This window comes from Agrobacterium sp. CMT1 (genome assembly GCF_037203725.1).
Taxonomy (GTDB): Bacteria; Pseudomonadota; Alphaproteobacteria; order Rhizobiales; family Rhizobiaceae; genus Agrobacterium; species Agrobacterium pusense.
Genome location: NZ_JBBCAR010000015.1, coordinates 69,490 through 90,663, shown reverse-complemented (window position 1 = coordinate 90,663; position 21,174 = coordinate 69,490). Strand labels below are relative to the sequence as shown.

General features: G+C 59.4%; 21 protein-coding genes. 10 read left to right on the top strand and 11 right to left on the bottom strand.

Translation table 11 applies throughout. The annotated features are described in order from the left end of the window. Positions 1–2,621: TSCPD domain-containing protein (locus tag WA845_RS18075; RefSeq protein ID WP_337322528.1), on the top strand; the 2,621-nt coding region annotated here is incomplete at its 5' end. 390 nt (positions 2,622–3,011) lie between these two features. Continuing rightward, a complete protein-coding gene (locus tag WA845_RS18070; RefSeq protein WP_112554502.1) occupies positions 3,012–3,590 on the top strand; it encodes a DUF2971 domain-containing protein in 579 nt (192 codons plus the stop codon). 78 nt (positions 3,591–3,668) lie between these two features. Here the strand turns inward: WA845_RS18070 and WA845_RS18065 are convergent, their stop codons facing one another. Further along, complete coding sequence (locus WA845_RS18065) at positions 3,669–4,994, bottom strand: Nramp family divalent metal transporter (RefSeq protein WP_162699380.1); 1,326 nt, start codon at positions 4,992–4,994, stop codon at positions 3,669–3,671. 262 nt (positions 4,995–5,256) lie between these two features. Between WA845_RS18065 and WA845_RS18060 the strand changes: the two genes are divergently transcribed. After that, a complete protein-coding gene (locus WA845_RS18060; protein WP_112554506.1) occupies positions 5,257–5,622 on the top strand; it encodes a VOC family protein in 366 nt (121 codons plus the stop codon). Between the two features lie 126 nt (positions 5,623–5,748). After that, positions 5,749–5,970 carry a hypothetical protein gene (locus WA845_RS18055; RefSeq protein ID WP_004442209.1) on the top strand — a complete coding sequence of 74 codons (222 nt, stop codon included), beginning with the start codon at positions 5,749–5,751 and terminating at the stop codon, positions 5,968–5,970. A gap of 16 nt (positions 5,971–5,986) precedes the next feature. Here the strand turns inward: WA845_RS18055 and WA845_RS18050 are convergent, their stop codons facing one another. Continuing rightward, entirely contained in the window at positions 5,987–7,720 is a 1,734-nt protein-coding gene (locus WA845_RS18050) for an ABC transporter ATP-binding protein (protein WP_004442215.1), read from the bottom strand. 229 nt (positions 7,721–7,949) lie between these two features. On the opposite strand from WA845_RS18050, the gene WA845_RS18045 reads away from it, so the two are divergent. Then, positions 7,950–9,182, top strand: a complete 1,233-nt coding sequence (locus WA845_RS18045; RefSeq protein WP_006698841.1) for an AI-2E family transporter — start codon at positions 7,950–7,952, stop codon at positions 9,180–9,182. A gap of 386 nt (positions 9,183–9,568) precedes the next feature. On the opposite strand, the gene WA845_RS18040 is transcribed toward WA845_RS18045, so the two are convergent. Continuing rightward, a complete protein-coding gene (locus WA845_RS18040; RefSeq protein WP_037093660.1) occupies positions 9,569–10,024 on the bottom strand; it encodes a GNAT family N-acetyltransferase in 456 nt (151 codons plus the stop codon). A gap of 107 nt (positions 10,025–10,131) precedes the next feature. Between WA845_RS18040 and WA845_RS18035 the strand changes: the two genes are divergently transcribed. Beyond that, positions 10,132–10,551, top strand: a complete 420-nt coding sequence (locus WA845_RS18035; RefSeq protein ID WP_112554508.1) for a hypothetical protein — start codon at positions 10,132–10,134, stop codon at positions 10,549–10,551. 206 nt (positions 10,552–10,757) lie between these two features. Here WA845_RS18035 and WA845_RS18030 read toward each other — a convergent pair whose 3' ends face one another. The 3 genes from WA845_RS18030 to WA845_RS18020 all read right to left on the bottom strand — a co-directional run bounded on the left by WA845_RS18030 (position 10,758) and on the right by WA845_RS18020 (position 13,216). Beyond that, positions 10,758–11,912, bottom strand: coding sequence for a DUF2336 domain-containing protein (locus tag WA845_RS18030; protein WP_112554510.1), 1,155 nt, complete (start codon positions 11,910–11,912; stop codon positions 10,758–10,760). Positions 11,913–12,023: 111 nt separating this feature from the next. Then, on the bottom strand, positions 12,024–12,635 hold the full coding sequence (locus tag WA845_RS18025; RefSeq protein ID WP_112554512.1) for a flavin reductase family protein: 612 nt from the start codon (positions 12,633–12,635) through the stop codon (positions 12,024–12,026). Then, positions 12,635–13,216, bottom strand: coding sequence for a nitroreductase family protein (locus tag WA845_RS18020; protein ID WP_045533741.1), 582 nt, complete (start codon positions 13,214–13,216; stop codon positions 12,635–12,637). The genes WA845_RS18025 and WA845_RS18020 overlap by 1 nt, the downstream gene beginning before the upstream one ends. 110 nt (positions 13,217–13,326) lie before the next feature. On the opposite strand from WA845_RS18020, the gene WA845_RS18015 reads away from it, so the two are divergent. After that, positions 13,327–14,307 (top strand): hypothetical protein, encoded by a 981-nt coding sequence (locus tag WA845_RS18015; RefSeq protein ID WP_337322527.1) that lies wholly within the window; start codon positions 13,327–13,329, stop codon positions 14,305–14,307. Positions 14,308–14,521: 214 nt separating this feature from the next. Here WA845_RS18015 and thrS read toward each other — a convergent pair whose 3' ends face one another. The 4 genes from thrS to WA845_RS17995 form a co-directional block, all read right to left on the bottom strand. Continuing rightward, the gene (gene thrS / locus WA845_RS18010; RefSeq protein WP_004442234.1) at positions 14,522–16,525 is read right to left on the bottom strand and encodes a threonine--tRNA ligase; all 2,004 of its coding nucleotides are present in this window, start codon (positions 16,523–16,525) and stop codon (positions 14,522–14,524) included. A gap of 125 nt (positions 16,526–16,650) precedes the next feature. Continuing rightward, the gene (locus tag WA845_RS18005; protein ID WP_004442236.1) at positions 16,651–17,175 is read right to left on the bottom strand and encodes a DUF1697 domain-containing protein; all 525 of its coding nucleotides are present in this window, start codon (positions 17,173–17,175) and stop codon (positions 16,651–16,653) included. After that, positions 17,172–17,531 carry a membrane protein insertion efficiency factor YidD gene (gene yidD / locus WA845_RS18000; RefSeq protein ID WP_072494454.1) on the bottom strand — a complete coding sequence of 120 codons (360 nt, stop codon included), beginning with the start codon at positions 17,529–17,531 and terminating at the stop codon, positions 17,172–17,174. Before yidD ends, WA845_RS18005 begins: the two co-directional genes overlap by 4 nt. Positions 17,532–17,534: 3 nt before the next feature. Next, entirely contained in the window at positions 17,535–17,981 is a 447-nt protein-coding gene (locus WA845_RS17995) for an iron-sulfur cluster assembly scaffold protein (protein WP_035210771.1), read from the bottom strand. 281 nt (positions 17,982–18,262) lie between these two features. Here WA845_RS17995 and folE point away from each other — a divergent pair, with 281 nt between their 5' ends. The 3 genes from folE (at position 18,263) to WA845_RS17980 (ending at position 20,496) form a co-directional block, all read left to right on the top strand. After that, on the top strand, positions 18,263–18,889 hold the full coding sequence (gene folE, locus WA845_RS17990; RefSeq protein WP_003495569.1) for a GTP cyclohydrolase I FolE: 627 nt from the start codon (positions 18,263–18,265) through the stop codon (positions 18,887–18,889). Between the two features lie 127 nt (positions 18,890–19,016). Beyond that, a complete protein-coding gene (gene hisI, locus WA845_RS17985) occupies positions 19,017–19,469 on the top strand; it encodes a phosphoribosyl-AMP cyclohydrolase (protein ID WP_006698834.1) in 453 nt (150 codons plus the stop codon). A gap of 94 nt (positions 19,470–19,563) precedes the next feature. After that, on the top strand, positions 19,564–20,496 hold the full coding sequence (locus tag WA845_RS17980; protein ID WP_004442259.1) for a patatin-like phospholipase family protein: 933 nt from the start codon (positions 19,564–19,566) through the stop codon (positions 20,494–20,496). A 144-nt stretch (positions 20,497–20,640) separates the two neighbouring features. On the opposite strand, the gene WA845_RS17975 is transcribed toward WA845_RS17980, so the two are convergent. Beyond that, on the bottom strand, positions 20,641–21,075 hold the full coding sequence (locus tag WA845_RS17975; protein ID WP_004442263.1) for a CBS domain-containing protein: 435 nt from the start codon (positions 21,073–21,075) through the stop codon (positions 20,641–20,643). Positions 21,076–21,174: the final 99 nt, after the last annotated feature.

The window sequence follows — 21,174 nt, the reverse complement described above, 5'->3', positions numbered from 1 at the left end:
CCGTCTCGCTGAAGGACGATTTCCTGCGCGCTGTCGAAAATGACGGTGACTGGAACCTGACCGCCCGCAAGGACGGCAAGGTCATGAAGACGCTGAAGGCCCGCGACCTCTGGGAAAAGATTTCCCACGCCGCCTGGGCGTCTGCCGACCCGGGTCTGCACTTCAACACGACGATGAACGACTGGCACACCTCGCCGGCGGCCGGACCGATCCGCGCGTCCAACCCGTGCTCGGAATACATGTTCCTCGATGACACGGCCTGCAACCTCGCCTCGCTGAACCTTCTGCAGTTCAAGGATCAGGCGACGAAGCGCATCGATATCGCCGATTATGAACACGCCGTTCGCCTGTGGACCGTCGTGCTCGAAGTGTCCGTCATGATGGCGCAGTTCCCGTCGCGCCAGATCGCCGAACTCTCCTATGAGTACCGCACGCTGGGCCTCGGTTACGCCAATATCGGCGGCCTCCTGATGTCCTCCGGCATTCCCTATGACAGCGCCGAAGGCCGCGCCATTGCCGGTGCGCTCACCGCCATCATGACCGGCGTGTCCTATGCCACCTCGGCCGAAATGGCCGGCGAGCTTGGCCCCTTCCCGGGCTTTGCGCCGAACCGCGAAAACATGCTGCGCGTCATCCGCAACCACCGCCGCGCCGCCCTTGGCCAGTCGGAAGGTTATGAGGGCCTGTCGGTCAACCCGGTCGCACTCATCCATGGCGACTGCCCGGATCAGGACCTGATCGCCCACGCAACGGCCGCCTGGGACAAGGCGCTGGAACTTGGCGAAAAGCACGGCTACCGCAACGCCCAGACCACCGTCATCGCACCCACAGGCACGATCGGCCTCGTGATGGATTGCGACACGACCGGTATCGAGCCCGATTTCGCGCTGGTGAAGTTCAAGAAGCTCGCCGGTGGCGGTTACTTCAAGATCATCAACCGCGCCGTTCCGGATGCGCTGCGTTCGCTCGGTTACTCCGAAAGCCAGATCGCCGAGATCGAGGCCTATGCCGTCGGCCATGGCAATCTCAACCAGGCTCCCGGCATCAACCCCTCGACGCTGAAGGCCAAGGGCTTCACCGATGAGAAGATCGAAGCCGTCAACGGCGCGCTGAAGAGCGCCTTCGACATCAAGTTCGTCTTCAACCAGTGGACGCTCGGCGCCGACTTCCTCAAGGAAACGCTGAAGGTTTCCGACGAGCAGCTCTCCGACATGAGCTTCAACCTGCTCGAGCACCTCGGCTTCGGCAAGAAGGACATCGAAGCGGCCAACGTTCACGTCTGCGGCGCGATGACGCTGGAAGGCGCACCGTTCCTGAAGAACGAGCACCTGCCCGTCTTCGATTGCGCCAACCCCTGCGGCAAGATCGGCAAGCGTTATCTCTCGGTCGAATCGCATATCCGCATGATGGCGGCGGCTCAGCCCTTCATCTCGGGCGCGATCTCCAAGACGATCAACATGCCGAACGATGCGACGGTTGAGGATTGCGGCGCAGCCTACATGCTTTCCTGGAAGCTGGCGCTGAAGGCCAACGCCCTTTACCGCGATGGTTCCAAGCTTTCCCAGCCGCTCAACGCGTCGCTGGTGGAAGACGAGGACGAAGAAGACCTGATCGAAGAGCTGATCCAGCAGCCCGCCGCACAGCAAGCCGTGACGATCACCGAAAAGATCGTTGAGCGCGTTATCGAGCGTGTCTCGCGTGAGCGTGAAAAGCTGCCGAACCGCCGTCAGGGTTACACCCAGAAGGCAACTGTCGGCGGTCACAAGGTCTATCTGCGCACCGGTGAATTCGGTGATGGCCGCATCGGCGAAATCTTCATCGACATGCACAAGGAAGGCGCCGCCTTCCGCGCAATGATGAACAACTTCGCCATCGCCATTTCGCTCGGCCTGCAATATGGCGTGCCGCTGGAAGAATATGTGGAGGCCTTCACCTTCACCAAGTTCGAACCGGCCGGCATGGTGCAGGGCAACGACGCGATCAAGAACGCCACGTCGATCCTCGACTACGTGTTCCGCGAACTCGCCGTTTCCTATCTCGGCCGCCACGATCTCGCCCATGTCGATACGTCCGACTTCTCCAACACGGCGCTCGGCAAGGGTATCCAGGAAGGCAAGACCAACCTCGTTTCCACCGGCTGGACCCGCGGTTACAAGCCGACCATCGTGTCCCGCAATGACGGCGAACGCACCGCTTCCGAGCCCAAGGGATCGGCAACGGCAGCCCCTGCCCGCGCCTCGGCCAACGTGACCTCGTTTGCAGGCTCCGCAGCCCGCAAGCTGGAACCGACAGTCGCCATCGCAACCTCCGAAATCGTCTCCTTCAAGCGGGACTATGAAGAGCGCGCCAAGGAACTGGCCGAAGAAATCGCCGAAGAAGTGATCGACGAGGTCGTCCAGGAAGCCCAGCAGACGGCAACCGCCCTCTTCTCCGACAAGGCCGCCGCAGACGCTGCTTCGGCCAAGACGGAAGCCAAGAAGGTCGAAAACGAACGCCGCATGCGCTCGATCGCTCAAGGGTATACGGGCAACATGTGCTCGGAATGCCAGAACTTCACGATGGTGCGGAACGGCACTTGCGAGAAGTGCGATACTTGTGGTGCGACGAGCGGTTGCAGCTAAAAACTACGCTTTATATTCTATTACATAGAAGAGTTTTTATATTCACCCGCCCTTAAGGCGGGTGAATTCGTAATAGGAACAAAGTAGGATATGGCATACTTAGAGTACATTCCAACAAAAACAATGTATCACTACACTCCAGAGAGCGGCCTTAAGGGAATTATAAGCTCTCACGAGTTGTGGCTTTCGGATCTCCAAGCCTCCAATGACCCAAGAGATATCCAAATGGGTTTGGACACTCTTCAACGTGTGACTTATGAAATAGGCCATAAAGAATATACTAGTGAAAATGCGAGGGCTCTCGCACAGATGACCTCAAAGATGACGGCGTATTTCAAAGACGCACGTTGTTATACCGCTTGTTTCACTCCTAACTGAGACGACATCAACATGTGGAGAGAATATGGGGGCACCGGTGACGGATACGCGATAGGCTTTCGGCCCAGAGCTATAACCGACATGCATGGACGGATTTATAAGGTCCGTTATGTCGACGAAGCCAGCGAAGAGTACCTATACAACCTCATTTCTGAGGTCGTTAAGCCAATTGAAATCTATGGAGAGAGTATTTTTCGTGATGTTGAAAAAGAGATCGAGATTGGCACGGCTCTGATTTCCATCGTTAATTCCCTAAAACACCTGACTTGGGAGTACGAAGGGGAAATTCGGCTTACCTACGCTTCGGGAAACAACCCCCCACCAAATAATATCCCGATATCCGTTTCTTTGAACGGCCGCGAGAAACCATGGGTGCCGTATAAAACAAGGAACTCGAACGACGGCGAGGTAAAATACCATGCCTTGCCGTTTGGCAAGTTTATTGGTGAGCAAAACGATCATCGAGAAGCGATAAAGGAAATAGTAATCGGGCCTAAAGCAACCCTGAGCGAAGGCGACATCCGTAAACTTCTCTTGGCGAATGGTTTTTCGGGCGTCGATATTCGAAGATCGGCTTGCGCTTTTCGTTAAGTCGAGTTTCTGGCCATGGCCGCAATAGCGCTCATCGAAACGGCCGCCGCGCTCCGTAAAGGCGCGGCCTGACCCGCCTCACCCGATAAAATCCACCAGCAGCTTCACATTCAACGCCGCAATCACCACCGCGATCAGCCATGCGAAGCCTGAGAGCCAGAGCGGTGAGCGCAGCTCGCCCATCTTGGCCTTGTCACCGGTGAACATCACCAGCGGGAAGACGGCGAAGGAGAGTTGAAGGCTTAAGACCACCTGCGTCAGGATCAGCAGTTCGCCCGTGCCGCTATCGCCATAGAAGATGGTCACGCCCGCGGCGGGGATGATGGCGATGGCGCGGGTGATGAGGCGGCGCAGCCAGGGGGCGAGCCGCATCTTGAGAAAACCTTCCATCACGATCTGGCCGGCAAGCGTTGCCGTGACGGTGGAATTGATGCCGCAGCACAAAAGCGCCACGCCGAACAGCGTCGGCGCAATCGCAAGGCCGAGCAGCGGCGCCAGCAGATTATGCGCCTCGCCGAGTTCGGCGACATTAGTCTGCCCCGCCTTGTTGAAGGTCGCCGCCGCCAGAATGAGGATCGATGCGTTGATGAGAAGCGCGAACATCAGGGCGATGGTGGAATCGAGGGTCGCGAATTTCAGCGCCTCGCGCTTTTCGGCAATTGTCTCGCCGATTTCGCGGGTCTGCACGATGCCCGAATGCAGATAGAGATTATGCGGCATGACGGTCGCGCCGAGAATGCCGAGCGCCAGATAGAGCATGTCAGGATTGGTGACGATTTCGGTCGTCGGCGCAAAACCAAGGATCACTTGCCCCCAGTCAGGATCGGCGAGCGCTACCTGAATGGCGAAACACACGGCAATGACACCAAGCAGCGTGATGACCAGCGCCTCCACCCAGCGGAAACCGAGCCTCTGCAGATAAAGGATCAGGAACACATCGAGTGCGGTAATGAGAACACCGAGTTCGAGCGGAATGCCGAAGATGAGGTTGAGGCCGATGGCCGTGCCGATCACCTCGGCAATATCGGTGGCGATGATGGCGATCTCGGCGAGCAGCCACAGCAGCATGGCCACCGGCTTCGGATAGGCGTCACGGCAGGCCTGGGCGAGATCGCGGCCGGAGGCAATCGCAAGACGGGCGCAGAGCGATTGCAGCACGATCGCCATGATGTTCGAGACCAGCGCAACCGTCAGCAGCGTATAGCCGAACCTGGAGCCGCCGGCGAGCGACGTCGCCCAGTTTCCGGGATCCATATAACCGACGGCAACGAGATAGCCGGGGCCGAAAAACGCCATCGCCCGGCGAAACGTGCCGGCATTCGGCTTGACGCGGATCGAGCTGTGAACGTCGGACAACGAGAGATCGTCGCCGTTTCGCCGCCATCCAAAGACTGGCTTCTCCATACTATGCGCTTTCTGAACGGAAATATGATTAATGCAATTGCAAATCATTCGCATAAAGAGACGCAGGACGCAAGCTGACTTTTGACGCCGCGATGTGGCGCTTAGCCCTCTCCCGGCACTGGGACCGGTCACGCGGGTGCTGGACGATTGACAATGTGGTTACTTGACACCGCGCGCCATTGCCTCGCCATGTCAGCCGTCGCTAGAAAGATCGGTGCCATCAGAAATTTGAAAGTGCGTCAGTCCAGCTGAGGAGAAGCGTATGAATATTGTCGCCCATGTCGAAATCCCCGTGACCGATCTTGATCGGGCGATCCGCTTCTATCGCGCGGTTTTTAATGTGCCCTTTGCCGAAATCGTCGCGATCCACGATAGCAGAATGGCCTATTTCCCTTTTGACGAAAACAGCAATGGCGCCAGTGCCGCGCTTGCCGAAGGCCCGGCCTATGTACCGACGCGAGATGGAGCAATCGTCTATTTCAGCGTCGCTGATGTGGATGATGTTATTGCCAAAGCTCTTGCCGGTGGAAGCGAGCTCCTATTTCCCAAAACGGCGGTGAATGATGCGCTCTTCGTCGCGGAGATTTCCGATAGCGAGGGCAACCGCATCGCCATTCAATCCGCCTGATCGGCCTTCCCAAGACAGAATGACCGGACTCACGTCCTTGTCATCACCTGTTCGCCACACAAACGGAACAGTCCCGGTAGCGCTGGCGTTGATCTTTCACCAAAACGCTTAAATCTGGGGAAGTTCATGCGACAGCACCGGAATAACGACGTGGTGAACCATCCAGGCCGGTGGCCGAACTATATCATGGGGCACAGAAAGCCCCGCGAATGGCTGATGACGATCAGCGGTGTCCTGCTGCTCTTCGTCGTCGCGGCCGCCGTCGCCATGGGTTACCTCGTCAGCAGCCATCCCGGCAAGCCGGAGCCGAACCCCGGCATTGTCGAAGAACAGGCAGCAGAAGGCTGAGCGACGTGCGGGCCGGTCAGCTGAGGCCCGCGAGATGACCGCTGAACTGCGCCTCGTGCAGACGGCTGTAATGGCCCTTGGCAGCCAGGAGTTCGGCATGAGCGCCGGTTTCGGCGATGCCGCTCTGGTCGACCACCACGATGCGCGAGGCATCGCGGATCGTCGCCAGCCGGTGGGCGATGACGAGGGTGGTGCGGCCTTTGGCAAGCTCGGTCAGCGATTGCTGGATGGCCCGCTCGGTTTCCGTGTCGAGCGCCGAGGTGGCCTCATCGAGAATGAGGATCGGCGGATTTTTCAGGAACATGCGGGCAATCGCAAGACGCTGCTTCTGCCCACCGGACAACTTGACGCCACGTTCGCCAATGACGGTATCGAGCCCGAGCGGCATGGCCTCGATGACGCCATCAAGACGGGCGCGCCGCGCCGCCTCCATGATCTCCGCATCCGAAGCGCCAAGCCGTCCATATTCGATGTTCTCACGGATCGTGCCGCCGAACAGGAAGACATCCTGCTGCACGATGCCGATCTGATTGCGCAGCGAGGCGAGCTTCATCTTTCTGATATCGATGCCGTCAATGGTGATCGCACCGCTGGTGACGTCATAAAAGCGCGGCAGCAGCGAGCAGAGCGTCGTCTTGCCCGCACCCGACGGGCCAACGAAAGCCACGGTCTCGCCGGCGCTGATCTTCAGGTCGATGTTGCTCAGAACCTGCTTGCCCTCGGCATAACCGAAGCCCACATGGCGGTATTCGATATCGCCGCGCAGCAGCGGCGCTTCCACCGCATCGGGCGCATCGACAATATCGGGCGCGGTGTCGAGAAGCTCGGTGAACCGGCGGAAACCGGCAATGCCCTTGGGATAGGTCTCAATGACCGAATTGATTTTCTCCACCGGGCGGAAAAACACGCCGACCAGCAGCAGGAAGCCGACGAAGCCACCTTCCGTCAGGTCGCCATTCAACACGAACCAGGCGCCGCAGATCATCACGATCATCTGTGTCAGCCGCATGCTCATGTAGCTCAGCGAGGTGCTGGCCGCCATGATCTTGTAGGCGTCAAGCTTGGTGCGGCGGTATTTCTGGTTGTCTTTTTCGAACAGCGCCCTCTCGTGATCCTCATTGGCAAAGGCCTGCACCACTCGCATGCCGCCGACATTTTCCTCGATACGGGCGTTGAAATCCCCCACACGGCCGTATAGCGCGCGAAAATTCTGCGTCATGCGGCCGCCATACCGGCTGGTGACCCAGGCGGTGACGGGCACGACGGCGGCGGTGATGAGCGCCAGCGGCACATTGACCGACAGCATCAGCAGGAACGCGCCGATAAAGGTCATGATGGCGATGAACAGGTCTTCGGGCCCATGGTGGGCCACCTCGCCGATCTCTTCCAGATCCTTGGTCAGCCGCCCGACCAGATGGCCGGTCTTCTGGTTGTCGAAATACCGGAAGGAAAGCTTTTGCAGATGATCGAAGGCCAGACGGCGCATGTCGGTTTCGATATTGATGCCAAGCATGTGTCCCCAGTAAGTGACAGTCGCCATCAATCCGGTATTCAGTACATAGATGAGGAGCAGCCCGACGGAGGCGGCCAGGATGATAGCCCATTCACCGCCCGGCAGCAGCACGTCGACAAAGGCCTTCACCGCCATCGGAAAGCCGAGTTCCAGTACGCCCGACAAGACAGCGCAGGAAAAATCGAGAATGAACAGACCGCGATAGGGGCGATAATAGGCGAAGAAGCGGCGGAGCATAGCGTGACCTGGAGATCGGGCGCGGCAACCTTACGCCGCAAGAAAAACGGAGTTCAATTGTCATATTTCAATGCGCGCGCCAAGACCGATGTTCTATTTTTACCAAAATCGTTCAATAGGTTCAGCAATAAACACACAACGGTAATGTGATCCGATTATATTGCACTTATATGTATCGGTGTGACAGAGTGAATGCACCCTTCGGGGAGAATGCGAGAAAGAGCCTGCCGTGAGTAAGAATGACAGCCGTAAGCAGAGTGGCGAACCGAGATGGCTTGGTCCGGCCAGCCCGACGCGGATCGCCCTGATCCCGCCCATTTCGGCTGCGCGCTGGCTGCTCGTTCTCGTTGCCTTGGCCGGCATCTACTTCTTCCACGGCTTCCTGGTTCCGGTTCTCGCCGCCCTCGTCATCGGTTTCGCCAGCTGGCCGGTCTATACACGGCTCTTGCGGCAGGTGGGTGGCAACACCACGCTCGGCGCCACCATCGCCATCATTCTCATCCTCGCCTTCCTTGTCGTCCCGATCTTCATCGCCGCTTCCTACACGGCCAGCGAAATCCGCGAATGGTTCGGCTGGGCAGTGCATGTCAACAAGACCGGCGCCCCCGTGCCGGACTGGATCGCCGCCCTTCCCGCCGTCGGCCCATGGCTTGGCGAACAATGGGTGAAATATATCGGCACGCCGGGCGCCATCGGTGAAGTGATCCAGCTCGTCAGCGGCGCCAATATCGGCAATATCTACAGGGCGATCCTCGCCGCCGGCAATGGCGCGTTCCATCTGGTGCTGACGTTGCTGTTCATGCTGATCGCGCTGTTCTTCGTCTATCGTAACGGGGCCGGTTTCACCCGTCAGGTCGATCTGGTCGGCGAGCGCATCCTGCCGACGCGGTGGGAACGCATTTCCCGCGTCGTGCCCGCCACCATCAGCTCCACGGTCACCGGCATGACGCTGATCGCCATCGGCGAAGGCATCATCCTCGGCATCGCCTACTGGATCGCCGGTGTCCCCTCGCCCGTCACGCTCGGCGTGCTGACAGGCGTCATGGCCCTCATTCCGGGCGGTGCGCCTCTGTCCTTCACGCTGGTGTCGATCTATCTGGTCGCCAGCGGCTCGCCCGCCCACGGGTTGGCCCTGTTTGTCTGGGGTTCGGTGGAACTCTTCATCGTTGACAAGACCATCCGCCCGAAACTCGTCGGCGGGCCCATCAAGCTGCCATTCCTGCCGACGTTTTTCGGCCTCGTCGGCGGCGTCAAGACCATGGGTTTCCTCGGCCTCTTCATCGGCCCGGTGCTGATGGCGCTTCTGGTTGCGATCTGGCGCGAATGGGTTCGTGAGGTCGAACTTTCCGCGGCCGCCGAAGCTCCGACACCGCCTCCTGCGCAGGGTGACGCCCTGGACGAGGTCGCCGTGCTCGAGGACAATAGCGAGGAAACGACGGCGTTTCGGAAGGCCGCTTTCTGATTGAGGCCTGCGCCGGACGCCGCAGCTCCGGTAACGGCAGATATCCGCGAACCTCGCATCCGCCCATGCTCGGCCTCGTTGCGCATCCGCAACTATCGCTTCTCCGGTACGGGACCTGATCCTCGGCGCGTTGCGATCATTCTTAGTTCTAAGTTTTCATTCACGTCTGAAACGGATGGAGAGCGGGAAATGCACCATCGCCGTCATCCTCACCTTGTGCCAAGGTTCTAATCACGTCAGATAAAATCACTCGGATGCAGATCCTCGTGACACACCGAGGATGACGTTGGGTGTTTGGCGCGATCCGTCGCTCGCGCTGCGTTTCATGTCGCGTGGATTCCTTCGTTTTGGACACCGCAAAGTGGCCGCGAACCTGTGCCGCCGACTTAAAGCACCTTCTCCATGAAGAGGCTGAGCGGATCAGGCTTATAGGGCGCAAAAGCCTCGATCTCCACGAAACCCGCCTTGCGGTAAAGCCCTATCGCCTCCGGCTGGCTGATGCCGGTTTCGAGACGAATGGCAGAAAGGCCAAGCTCCTCACCACGCGCGATGAGCGTATCCATGATCAGCTTGCCGATGCGCAGACCCCGCGCCTCCGGATCGACGAACATGCGCTTGACCTCAGCCGTGCCATCGCCCGCTTCCACCAGCGCCCCGCAGCCGACCACGCGGCCACCATGCCGCACCACGAAAAAAGAGACATTATCCTTCTCAAGCGCGCCGATATCGACCAGATGATTGCTTTCTGCGGGGTAAAGCGACGCCATATAGGCATTGGAAAGGTCGACGAGGCGCAGAACCGCGTCCTGACGGGGTGTCTCAAGCTTGATTTCGATGGCCAATGCGATGCCTGCCTTCTCTCAAAAAAATGCGTATTTCGTCGTAATGTCACTGCAATCGGGATAGATGAGTTTCTAGAGCATAATTCCCGACAGAGGCAACACACACCATGAAAACAGCCCTCGTCCTCATGACCTTTCTCGGTTGCGACGACAGCGCCACCGATTGCCATTACCTCGCCATCTCGCAACAGCGGTGGACGAGCATCGAACTGTGCGACGCTGTGTCGGAAAAGGAGCTGGAGCGTTTTGCGAACGCGTCCTATCCGGTGGTCGTGGCCGTGTGCCAGACACCGGGTGAACAGAGCCCGCAAACGGCCGGCACGCAGTCCGGCACTCCAGCACCGGCCGATGCCCAGCAGGCCACGGCGGAAGTGACGCCGAAAGAAGAGGAAAGTCTCACCAAACAGGCGATCGGCCGCGTCAGCCGCGTCCTTCCTTCCACCGAAGGCATAAAGCACTTCCTTGGAACGCCTGTGAGGATGGTCGAAAACAGCTATTCATGGATTGCCAAACGGTTCGATAAGTGATTGCGGGCAACCGATCTTCCCTCATTCCTGTGCTTGTCACAGGAATCCAGCGACGCGCGTCTCCGCGGCGGAGAGAGACCTTCCAGCCCAAGGACTTGGGCTGACTGGATCCCTGTGACAAGCACGGGGATGAGGATGAGAGGATGCCCCCTCCGGGAAAATTATGATACTCATGCGATTTGTATCAGCCGAAAATTAACCCGACCTCACGCCGCCTCCACCGCCAGCGCCTGCGCATAATATCTCGCCTTCTGCCGTTCTTCCGCAATGCTCAGCTTGCGCACCGCGTGCAACAGTTCGAACAGCGTTTCGGAACCGCTCACGTCACGGAAATGCGACAGCAGTTCGGCGGAGACGGAGGCGGCCGCCTCAGGAAGCTGCGAGCGGGCGGCACGGCGCCACATCAGCGTCGCTTCGATGAAGACGTCAACGACGTCGCCCGACAGACCAATGGACTGGAACAGCGCCTTCAGCGCATGCGGCCGGCCCGTGGCCAGAATGGCGCGCACCTTGCGGTCATCAAGACCGGAGAGATTGACCATGGCCGCCGTGAAGAACTCAAGCCGGCCCGAACAGACGGCATGGATGAGCAACGCGGGCGTCAGCTCCAGCCTCTGGCGCAGATGCTCCACCAGTGCCGGCAGTTCCGGCGAGGAAACGCTCGATGCGATCAGGATGGTGGCGGAATCTTCCGCTTCGCGGAAAAGACTGTCGGCGCGGTTGCGCGTGATCAGCGCATGAACCAGCGCGGAATCCGCAAGAGCCTCGCTTACGCGGCCCACGAGCAGATGACGCGCATCGGCAGGCAAGGCCTCGCGGCGGAGCAGGAGATCACGGATATCGGCGTCGCAACCGTGACGTTCGGCGATGCGCCGGAGCGAAAACGGTGTGATGAAGGCTTCGTCATTTTCTAGCAGGATGGTGGTTTCGGGCAGGTCGCCAACTTCCGCAAGCGCGGCGCAGACCCCGCGCGGCAGGCCGGGCCTGGCGGCAATGAGCGCGCGGGTCAAGCTTTCACCACGCCCCGCCAGATCGACCAGATCGGCCTCGGCCAGAACCGGCGAACGGGCGATTACCGTGCAGGCGATTTCCGGCTGGTCTTCGGCAAGGGAAACGATAATGGCACGCGGCGCATCATGGGCGTCCGCAAGCGCTTCGGCAAGCGCCAGCCGCACGCGCGGCGAAGGATCGTCGAGAAGATAGGTCATCGCCATATAGGCAGCATCGCGGTTTTCGCGCGCCATGCCGGAATGCAGATAGGCACGGCCGAGAGCATTGGCGGCATTCGCCCGCTCGGTCGATCCAGCCTTTTCAGACCAGCGAAGAAATGCCTGTACGATCACCTGAGCCTCGAAACACATTCATACAATGGATGGCGGCATCATCGCCGCCACCATGTATAAAACTTTAGGCGCAAATGGTTTACGTTTGGTTCACCATAAAAATTAACCCTCGCCGAAGAAGGCCTATATTTACGGCGCAGTAGAGGGGCGCTGCAGCTGGAATACATCGCTGCCGCCATCGCAGTAATCCATATAGCCCATGCGCGCCACTGGACGGGCAAGTCCCATGTCGATGCGCCCGTCGCGAATGATCGTTTCGTCGATGTGGATCGCCATGACCTGACCGATGACCATCCAGGAATCCGCTGGCTCGCCGTCAATGTCCCTGAGCTGCTGAATCTGGGTTACCCGGCATTCGAGAACCGCCAGTGCCTCACCCACAAAAGGCGCATCCACCACGCGGCCATCGACAGCGGTAAGACCGGCAAGGGCGAATTCATCGACATCATAAGCGACGGGTGCAGAAGACGCATTCATCCGGTCTACCAGATGGCGGCTGACGAGATTGGCGGTAAAGACGCCGGTCTCCTCGACATTGCGCAGACTGTCCTTCCTGCCGCTGGAGGAGAACATCACGAGCTTCGGCCGGTCCGAAATCGCGTTGAAGAAGGAATAGGGCGAGAGGTTGAGGGAACCTTCCCTGCCCCTCGAGCCGATCCAGCCGATCGGGCGCGGCGCGACGATGGCCTTGAACGGATCATGCGGCAGGCCGTGCTGGTTGGTGTCCGTGGTGTAGAACATCAGACGTCCCCAACCCAGGTGACGACATCGGCAAGCTCCGGCCGAGGCCGTTCCACCGGCGGGAATGTCGTCGAACCGACATGAATGAACCCGGCGACCTTCTCCGCCGCATCGACGTCGATTTCCGCGAGAAAGGCCGGATCGAAAGCGAGCCATTCCGTCAGCCAGTTCGCTGCGAAACCGCTGGCATTGGCTGAGAAGATGAGATTGAGGCACACCGCGCCGGCCGACATGATCTGTTCCCACTCCGGAATCTTGAAATGCGGCTTTGCAGTGCTGATGACGGCAATGACGACGGGTGCGCGGGTGAAGCGGGTGCGCTCGGCTTCCTGCTGCTGCAGGTCGAGGTCCGGGTTCTTTTCGAGTGCGATCCGAAGCGCCGTTTCACCGAGACGGACGCGCTCCTCGCCGCGGAAAACCACGAAACGCCACGGCGCAAGCTTACCATGGTCAGGCACGCGCACGGCGAGCCGCAGGATATCTTCAATTTCCGTCTTCGAAGGTCCCGGCTCGGCAAGTTGCAGGGCCGGCGTGGAACGGCGAACCCTGAGGTAATCGAGGAGCTTGATATCACTTGTCATGATCAATAATCTTCCATTCTGCTGTCATCGCAAAAACATGGGCCTTGAAATAGCCACGGCATTGGTTTTGAAGTGATCCGGGAAAATCAAGAAGTCAATCGGTATCGAAAATGTCGGCAATCAAAATCGCGGCGCGTCTGACCATTGCATGTGCCGCGCTTGGCCTGTTATCGCAAGCTGCTTTTTCGCAGGACGCCTTCAAGGACTTCAAGCAACTCGGCGGCACGCCGAAAATGCCGAAACTCAATGCTTTCACCGCTCCCTCCGCCCCCAACGCGCCGACTAGCACCGCCCGCGACATAGTCATGGAAGCCAAGCTGACCGGCGAAGGCGAAGCGGTGAAGGAAGGCCTGTCCTGGCGCGTATTCAGCCTCATCCCCGGCACCGACGGTAAATTGCCGATGCTGGCAAGCTCAGAGGGCGGCTCGGCGGAATTCCATCTGGTGCCGGGCGAATATTTCGTCAACGTCGCTTTCGGCCGCGCAGGTGTCACCAAGAAGCTCAACGTGCCTGCCTCCGGCAGCGTCCAGAAACAGGTGCTCATTCTCGATGCCGGTGGTTTCGTGCTGAACGCCGTTGCAGGATCCGACAAGCAGATTTCCGCCAACCAGCTGAAATTCTCTATCTATTCCTCCGACGCCCGTCCCGATGGCGAACGCGGGCTGGTTATGGAAGACATTAAACCGAACACCATCGTGCGCCTCAATGCCGGCACATATCACGTCGTTTCCCAATACGGTAACGCCAACGCCTCCGTGCGCGCCGATATCCAGGTGGAAGCCGGCAAGCTGACCGAAGCGACCCTTCAGCACCGGGCGGCACAGATCACCCTCAAGCTGGTATCCGAAGCGGGCGGCGAAGCCATTGCCGATACAGCCTGGTCGGTGCTGAACGGCGGCGGTGACGTTGTCAATGAAAGCGTCAGCGCCTTTTCGACCATGGTGCTGGCCGAAGGCGAATATACCGCCATCGCCCGCAACAAGGACAAGGTCTACCAGCGCAACTTCAAGGTAACCGCCGGCCGGGATTCGGATGTGGAAGTGCTGATGAAGGATCAGGCGCCGGAAGAGATGTCCGGGGATTTCGAGTAGGCGTCACCCACATCCATCCGTCATGCCGGACTTGATCCGGTATCCAGCGACGACGCGTCTGCGTCGTGAAGAGAGTCTTTCGCGATCAACGACTTGATCGCGCTGGACCCCGGATCTAGTCCGGGATGACGGAGCTGAATGCGTCGCCTTTGGCAGTGAAATTACCCGCACATCCCCACAAACAAAACGGCCCCCGAAGGGGCCGTAACTGTTATTAGGCAACCTGCTTCTTCGCCGCAAGCTTGCGCTTCACATCCGGCGGCGTCGCTTCGTCCACGAGGCTGGTGATTGCCTCCTCAAGCGACATCGATGTCTGGTTCTGCGAACCGAGACGACGGATGTTGACGGTGCGCTCTTCCGCTTCCTTGCGGCCGCAGACGATGATGACAGGAACCTTGGTCACCGAGTGCTCGCGGATCTTGTAGTTGATCTTTTCGTTGCGGAAGTCGGTCTCGACCGCCATGCCCGCTTCGCGCAGCGCTTCCGCAACCTCACGACCATAATCATCCGCATCAGAGGTGATCGTCGCGACCACGACCTGGAGCGGTGCGAACCACAGCGGCATGTGACCGGCGAAGTTCTCGATGAGAATGCCGAGGAAACGCTCCATCGAGCCGCAGATGGCGCGATGGATCATCACCGGCTGCGTCTTTTCCGAGTTCTGGTCGATGTAGAAGGCGCCGAAACGCTCAGGCAGGTTGAAGTCCACCTGCGTCGTGCCGCACTGCCATTCGCGGCCGATGGCGTCCTTCAGGGTATATTCGAACTTCGGTCCGTAGAAGGCACCCTCACCCGGCAGGATGCCGGTCTTGATGCGTCCCTCCGACTGTTCCTCGATGGTCTTCAGAACCTCCATCATCACGCTTTCGGCGCGATCCCACAGATCGTCGGAACCAACGCGCTTTTCCGGGCGCGTGGAGAGCTTGACGACAATTTCGCTGAAGCCGAAATCTTCGTAGACGGAAAGGATCAGATCGTTGATCCGCAGGCATTCCGCCGCCATCTGCTCTTCCGTGCAGAAGACATGCGCATCATCCTGCGTAAAGCCACGAACACGCATCAGGCCGTGCAAAGCGCCGGACGCTTCATAACGGTGCACATTGCCGAATTCAGCAAGACGAACCGGCATTTCGCGGTAAGACTTCAAGCCATGCTTGAAAATCTGCACGTGACCGGGGCAGTTCATCGGCTTGAGCGCAAAGACGCGCTGATCGGCTTCCTCGTCATCGGGATGGGTAAAGGCATGGGCGGATTTCACCGCGAACATGTTTTCCTGATACCAGCCCCAGTGACCGGAGGTTTCCCACAGCGACTTGTCGAGCACCTGCGGCGCGTTGACTTCCTGATAGGTGTTGGCGAGCCGCCGGCGCATATAGGCCGTCAGCGTCTGGAACATGCGCCAGCCCTTGCCGTGCCAGAACACGACGCCCGGACCTTCTTCCTGGAAATGGAACAGGTCCATTTCGCGGCCGAGACGGCGGTGGTCGCGTTTTTCGGCTTCGGCCAGAACGTGAAGGTAATTATCGAGCTCCTCCTGCGTCGCCCAGGCGGTGCCATAGATGCGTGACAGCATTGCATTGTTGCTGTCGCCGCGCCAATAGGCGCCGGCCACCTTCATCAGTTTGAAGGCAGTGCCAATCTGGCCGGTGGAAGCCATATGCGGGCCACGGCAAAGATCGAACCAGTCGCCCTGATAATAGATCTTCAGGTCCTGACCTTCCGGGATCGCATCGACCAGCTCGACCTTGTAATTCTCGCCCTTGGCGGCGAAGACTTCCTTGGCCTTTTCACGCGACCAGACTTCACGGGTAAACGGCTTGTTGCGCTGAATGATCTCCTTCATGCGCTTTTCGATCTTCGGCAGATCTTCCGGCGTGAAGGGCTCGTTCTTGGCGAAGTCGTAATAAAAGCCGTTCTCGATAACAGGGCCGATCGTCACCTGCGTGCCGGGCCACAGTTCCTGCACGGCCTCGGCCATGACGTGGGCGGCATCGTGGCGGATGAGCTCAAGTGCACGCTTGTCTTCGCGCGTGACGATCTCGATCTTGCCATCGGTGATGGTGTCGGACAAATCGCGCAGGGTGCCATCAAGCGTTATGGCGACGGCTTTCTTGGCGAGCGATTTGGAGATGGATTCGGCAACCTCGCGGCCGGTCGTGCCGGGGGCGTAGCTGCGGACGGAACCATCGGGAAATGTAAGGGAAACGGCTTCAGACATCGTCTAGTGCTCCTGTCCAGTCCCGCCAACGAATGCGGGTGGTGTTGGAATAATGATTTGCCCGCGACAGGCGGGCACGCAGGCTGATAAAGGCTTTTGCCATTGCAGTCAAAGGTGAAGGCCGCTCAGCGAAGCATTTCCGCGAGACCATTGACCGTGTTGGCGTTGCGGGTCGTGCCTATACCGAGCCTTCTTGTGGTCAGCGCAGACAGCAGCCTGCTCTCGCTCGGTTTGCCCTTGAAATCGATCCACAAGTCACCGCCGATTACGGCGATCGTCTCCTGTCGGCGGTACTTATCGAGAAATCCAAGGATACCTTCGCCAAGCGGTTCACGCATCACCCGCACGCAGACATCCGGCGGATTGCCCTTGGCGAAGGGATTGTCCGCCGCCAGCTTCAGCCAGTCGCCGCCGGAACGAACGAGAATATCGACATGTTTGCCGAAGCGATCTTCGAAGGCGCGCTCCAGCCTGTCCTCTATCTCGCGGACAGGTGCCGCTTCAGCGCGAAAAACAAGATTTCCGGTCGCGACAAGCGTCCTGCAGTCGGTAAATCCCAGCTCTTCCGCCAAGGCCCTGAGATCGGCCATGACAAGCCGCTTGCCCGCGCCGAGAACGATGCTGTGCAGCAGGGCCACATAGTCATTCATCGATGTCGGCTCCAGTAGCGCCACGGCATCCACCAGCGCCTGCTTCCATCAATTACTTCCGGCACCGGATCCAGACCGCTTGTGCCGCCCGGTCCGCAGCGCGCCACACGAAACAGCGTCATCCAGCCGCCGGCCCAAAGCCCGTGGCGGGCGATCGCCTCGTAGCCATATTCCGAACAGGTGGGGATATGGCGGCAGGAGTTTCCGATGAAGCCGGAAAGCGTCAATTGATAAAGCCTGATAAAGCCGACACCGAAAAGCCGTCCTGGCGTCCTGGCAAAGCTGCCGGTCCAGTTACGTGATCGCCCGGCTTTCACCTCGGCCTGCTGGTGCCGGCAGCCCGGTTCGCCGCACATTGCCTAACCCGCGGCGTCGAGAGCCTGGCGCCCTTCGATCTGGTCGAGCGCATCGACCACGGCTTCGAAGGTCAGCATGGTGGAGGCGTGGCGGGCCTTGAAATCCCTGACTGGTGACAGAACGCGCATATCCTCGAAACGGCCCGTCGGGCCATCGCCGCCCTGTTTCAACATGGCAAGCATGTCTTCCCGCGCCTGCCGGACTTCGCCGCTGGAGGCCCCGACGATGTGGTGCGCCATAATGGAGGCGGAGGCCTGGCCGAGCGCACAGGCACGAACCTCGTGCGAAAACGCCGTTACGATACCGTCTTCGACTTTCAGATAGACTTTCAGCTTCGAACCGCACAGCCGGGAGTGTTTCTCGGCGCTGGCGTCAGCATCCTCAAGAACGCCGATGAGCGGGATATTCCCGGCAAAGTCCAGAATGCGATTATTGTAGATATCGTCCATCATTGGTGCCCGGCGCGCTCAAGAATGCCCAAAACAGGACAGGTCAAATTTTTCTAACACAGCGTTTGTCGCAGTGAAGCTTTCCTGCCCTTCATTCTCATTATATGCTAACGAGCTTTCTGGACATCAAGCCGTGATCAAATTAACGGCTCCGATACCGAAAAAACAGCATCGGCCTTGCCAAAATGCTATAAAACAACCAGATAGCAGCAACTGCGAACATGGGTTCGCGATGTAAAACGAATTCAGGTGCGGCCTTTACCCGCATCGGGAGAGACGGAATGGATGCGATCGTGAAGAATTTCCCCGGCGCTGGCGCAAAACCCGACGTGGCTGAAGCTCGCCCGAGCCAGGCTGAAGCGGAAGAAGCAGTGCGCGTTCTCTTGCGCTGGGCTGGAGAAAATCCCGCCCGCGAAGGACTTCTGGATACGCCGAAGCGCGTCGCCAAGGCCTATCGCGAGCTTTTTGCCGGTTACGAGCTGAATGTTCAGGACGTGCTCGGCACGACCTTCGAGGAAGTCGGCGGTTATGACGATGTGGTGCTGGTGCGCGACATTCCGTTCTTCTCCCATTGCGAACACCATATGGTGCCGATCGTCGGCAAGGCGCATGTCGCCTATCTTCCGGCCGGTCGCGTGCTTGGCCTGTCGAAGATCGCCCGCGTTGTCGAAATCTTCGGCCGCCGCCTGCAGACGCAGGAAAACATGACCGCGCAGATCGCAAGATCGATTGAGGAAACCCTGAAACCGCGCGGCGTGGCCGTCATGATCGATGCCGAACATATGTGCATGTCCATGCGCGGCGTCAACAAGCAGGGGTCGACCACCCTCACCACCTCCTTTACCGGCACGTTCAAGAACGACCCGGCCGAACAGGTGCGCTTCATGACCATGGTGCGGAACCGTTAAGCACCGGCCCGAAAGCCGTAATGCGGCTTTCGGAAAATCCGATGCGCAAGAAAATTCAGAGTGGCGGGCGCTCTTCCGTTTCATCCGCCCCTCTCATCGTTCCGCCAGATGATTTTCCGAGGTTGCCATGTCCATTCCCTTTCCGTCCGCGCCCGCGGACAAGGAAGCGCTTGAAAACGCAGGTCTCTTTTCGCCGAAATTCGACGCCCACGGCCTCGTCACAGCCGTAGTCACCGATGCGCGCGACGGCGAACTGCTGATGGTCGCCCATATGAATGCACAGGCCCTGTCGCTGACGCTTGAGACCGGCATCGCCCACTATTACAGCCGTTCGCGCGACAAGATCTGGAAGAAGGGCGAAACGTCGGGCAACCTGCAGACCGTGAAGGAATTCCGCACCGATTGCGATCAGGACGCCGTGTGGCTGAAGGTCTCGGTCGCCGGCCACGATGCCACCTGCCACACCGGCCGCCGCTCCTGCTTCTACCGCACGGTCGAACTGGCTGATGGCCAGGCGGTGACGAAAATCACCGACGATACGCGCCATTTCGATCCGGCGACGACCTATTCAGGCACATAAACCGCCGCCTTCCATCGGCCGCACCAATTTGCTACCAATATAGCGGGTTCCGGGGCCAAGGGCGGAACCCGAAGAACTGGCAGGGAGTGCGGTCATGTTGGGATGGGGAAATCGTCAGAACCACCTTGCGGCGGGTAACACCGACGTCATCGGCAATGAACCGCCCGTTACACAGATCGTCGATAAACACCGGATAGCGCTCGCGCTTGGCGGTGGCGCAGCCCGCGGCTGGGCCCATATCGGTGTCCTGCGGGCCCTGGATGAAGCGGGCGTCAAGATCGGCATGATCGCCGGCACCTCGATCGGCGCACTGGTTGGCGGATGTTATCTCGCCGGCAAGCTCGATGAGCTTGAGGAATTCGCCCGTTCACTAACGATGCGCCGCATTGCCGGCCTGCTGGATCTCACGATCGGCGGCGGCGGGCTCTTCGGCGGAATGCGGCTCACAAAACGCATGCAGGAGCATCTGGAAGGGCTGCGCGTCGAAAGCCTCGATCATCCCTTCATCGCCGTCGCGACGGAGTTGCGCACGGGTCATGAAGTCTGGATTCATCAGGGTGATCTCGTGACCGCCTTGCGTTCATCCTATGCGCTGCCCGGCATCTTCGAACCCGTGCAATGCAACGGCCGCACCCTCATCGATGGCGCCCTCGTCAATCCCGTGCCGGTTTCGGTCTGCCGGGCCTATGAGCAGGCGCTGGTCGTGGCGGTAAACCTCAATTACGATCTCTTCGGCCGCTCCGCCGTCGTCAAGCACGCCGCTGCACCTCCCGGCGGCGCACCGCACGACAGCGCGCCGCGCCCCGGCCTGCCGGGCGTCATGGTGCAGGCCTTCAACATCATCCAGGACAGGATATCGCGCTCGCGTCTTGCAGGTGATCCGCCCGATCTGATGCTTCATCCCCGCATCAACGATATCGGCCTGTCGGAATTCCATCGCGCCAGTGAAGCCATCGATAGGGGATATCAGGAAACGCGCGCGCGCATTCCGGAACTGGAGCGCATGCAGCAGGCGTTCCGGCGGTGAGGCGAGAAGCTCCCTCATTCCTGTGCCTGTCACGGGAATCCAGGCGATGCGCGTCTGCGTGGCGGTAGGAACTGCTTTCAGCCCAAGGACTTGGGCTGACTAGATTCCTGTGACGAGCACAGGAATGAGGGAGAGGACACTAACTCACCCGGCAATATAAGCCTTGATATGCTCCGCTTCGGCCTCGATTTCGCCGATCCGCGCCTTCACCACGTCGCCGATGGAGATGATGCCGGCAAGACGGCCATTCTCTTCGACCGGCACATGCCTGAAGCGCCCGCCCGTCATGATTTCCATCAGCTCATCGGTGGTGGAATCGTGGTGACAGCGGATGACATTTTTGGTCATGGCCACTGAAACGGATTGCTGGAGAGAAGCGGCACCCTGGCCCGCCACGGCCTTTACGAGATCGCGTTCCGTGAAGATGCCGAGAACGACACCATCGCCATCGGTCACGACGACGGAACCGATCTTATGTGCGTGCAGCGTGGTCGCCGCCTCACCGATGCTGACCTCAGGATTGACAGTCACGACGTCCCGGCCCTTGCGGTCGAGAAGATCCTTTACGAATGTTGGCATGCCTTCCTCCTCTTTGCAGCGATCCGCAGTGCCGCAGTCTCCCCCGGCGGTTGCAAATCATGAGGTATGGTGCGCTGAGGCCCGCGTGAATGCAATCCC

Bases quoted from the DNA above. Each gene is read 5' to 3' on its own strand.
- yidD (WP_072494454.1), bottom strand. From the start codon at position 17,531: ATGTGCGGCGAACCGGGCTGCCGGCACCAGCAGGCCGAGGTGAAAGCC.
- WA845_RS18035 (WP_112554508.1), top strand. From the start codon at position 10,132: ATGAAAACAGCCCTCGTCCTCATGACCTTTCTCGGTTGCGACGACAGC.
- WA845_RS18065 (WP_162699380.1), bottom strand. From the start codon at position 4,994: ATGGAGAAGCCAGTCTTTGGATGGCGGCGAAACGGCGACGATCTCTCG.
- WA845_RS17980 (WP_004442259.1), top strand. From the start codon at position 19,564: ATGTTGGGATGGGGAAATCGTCAGAACCACCTTGCGGCGGGTAACACC.
- WA845_RS18055 (WP_004442209.1), top strand. From the start codon at position 5,749: ATGCGACAGCACCGGAATAACGACGTGGTGAACCATCCAGGCCGGTGG.
- WA845_RS18015 (WP_337322527.1), top strand. From the start codon at position 13,327: ATGTCGGCAATCAAAATCGCGGCGCGTCTGACCATTGCATGTGCCGCG.
- WA845_RS17975 (WP_004442263.1), bottom strand. From the start codon at position 21,075: ATGCCAACATTCGTAAAGGATCTTCTCGACCGCAAGGGCCGGGACGTC.
- hisI (WP_006698834.1), top strand. From the start codon at position 19,017: ATGTCCATTCCCTTTCCGTCCGCGCCCGCGGACAAGGAAGCGCTTGAA.
- WA845_RS18060 (WP_112554506.1), top strand. From the start codon at position 5,257: ATGAATATTGTCGCCCATGTCGAAATCCCCGTGACCGATCTTGATCGG.
- folE (WP_003495569.1), top strand. From the start codon at position 18,263: ATGGATGCGATCGTGAAGAATTTCCCCGGCGCTGGCGCAAAACCCGAC.
- thrS (WP_004442234.1), bottom strand. From the start codon at position 16,525: ATGTCTGAAGCCGTTTCCCTTACATTTCCCGATGGTTCCGTCCGCAGC.
- WA845_RS18070 (WP_112554502.1), top strand. From the start codon at position 3,012: ATGTGGAGAGAATATGGGGGCACCGGTGACGGATACGCGATAGGCTTT.
- WA845_RS18025 (WP_112554512.1), bottom strand. From the start codon at position 12,635: ATGTTCTACACCACGGACACCAACCAGCACGGCCTGCCGCATGATCCG.
- WA845_RS18030 (WP_112554510.1), bottom strand. From the start codon at position 11,912: ATGTGTTTCGAGGCTCAGGTGATCGTACAGGCATTTCTTCGCTGGTCT.
- WA845_RS18005 (WP_004442236.1), bottom strand. From the start codon at position 17,175: ATGAATGACTATGTGGCCCTGCTGCACAGCATCGTTCTCGGCGCGGGC.
- WA845_RS18020 (WP_045533741.1), bottom strand. From the start codon at position 13,216: ATGACAAGTGATATCAAGCTCCTCGATTACCTCAGGGTTCGCCGTTCC.
- WA845_RS18050 (WP_004442215.1), bottom strand. From the start codon at position 7,720: ATGCTCCGCCGCTTCTTCGCCTATTATCGCCCCTATCGCGGTCTGTTC.
- WA845_RS17995 (WP_035210771.1), bottom strand. From the start codon at position 17,981: ATGGACGATATCTACAATAATCGCATTCTGGACTTTGCCGGGAATATC.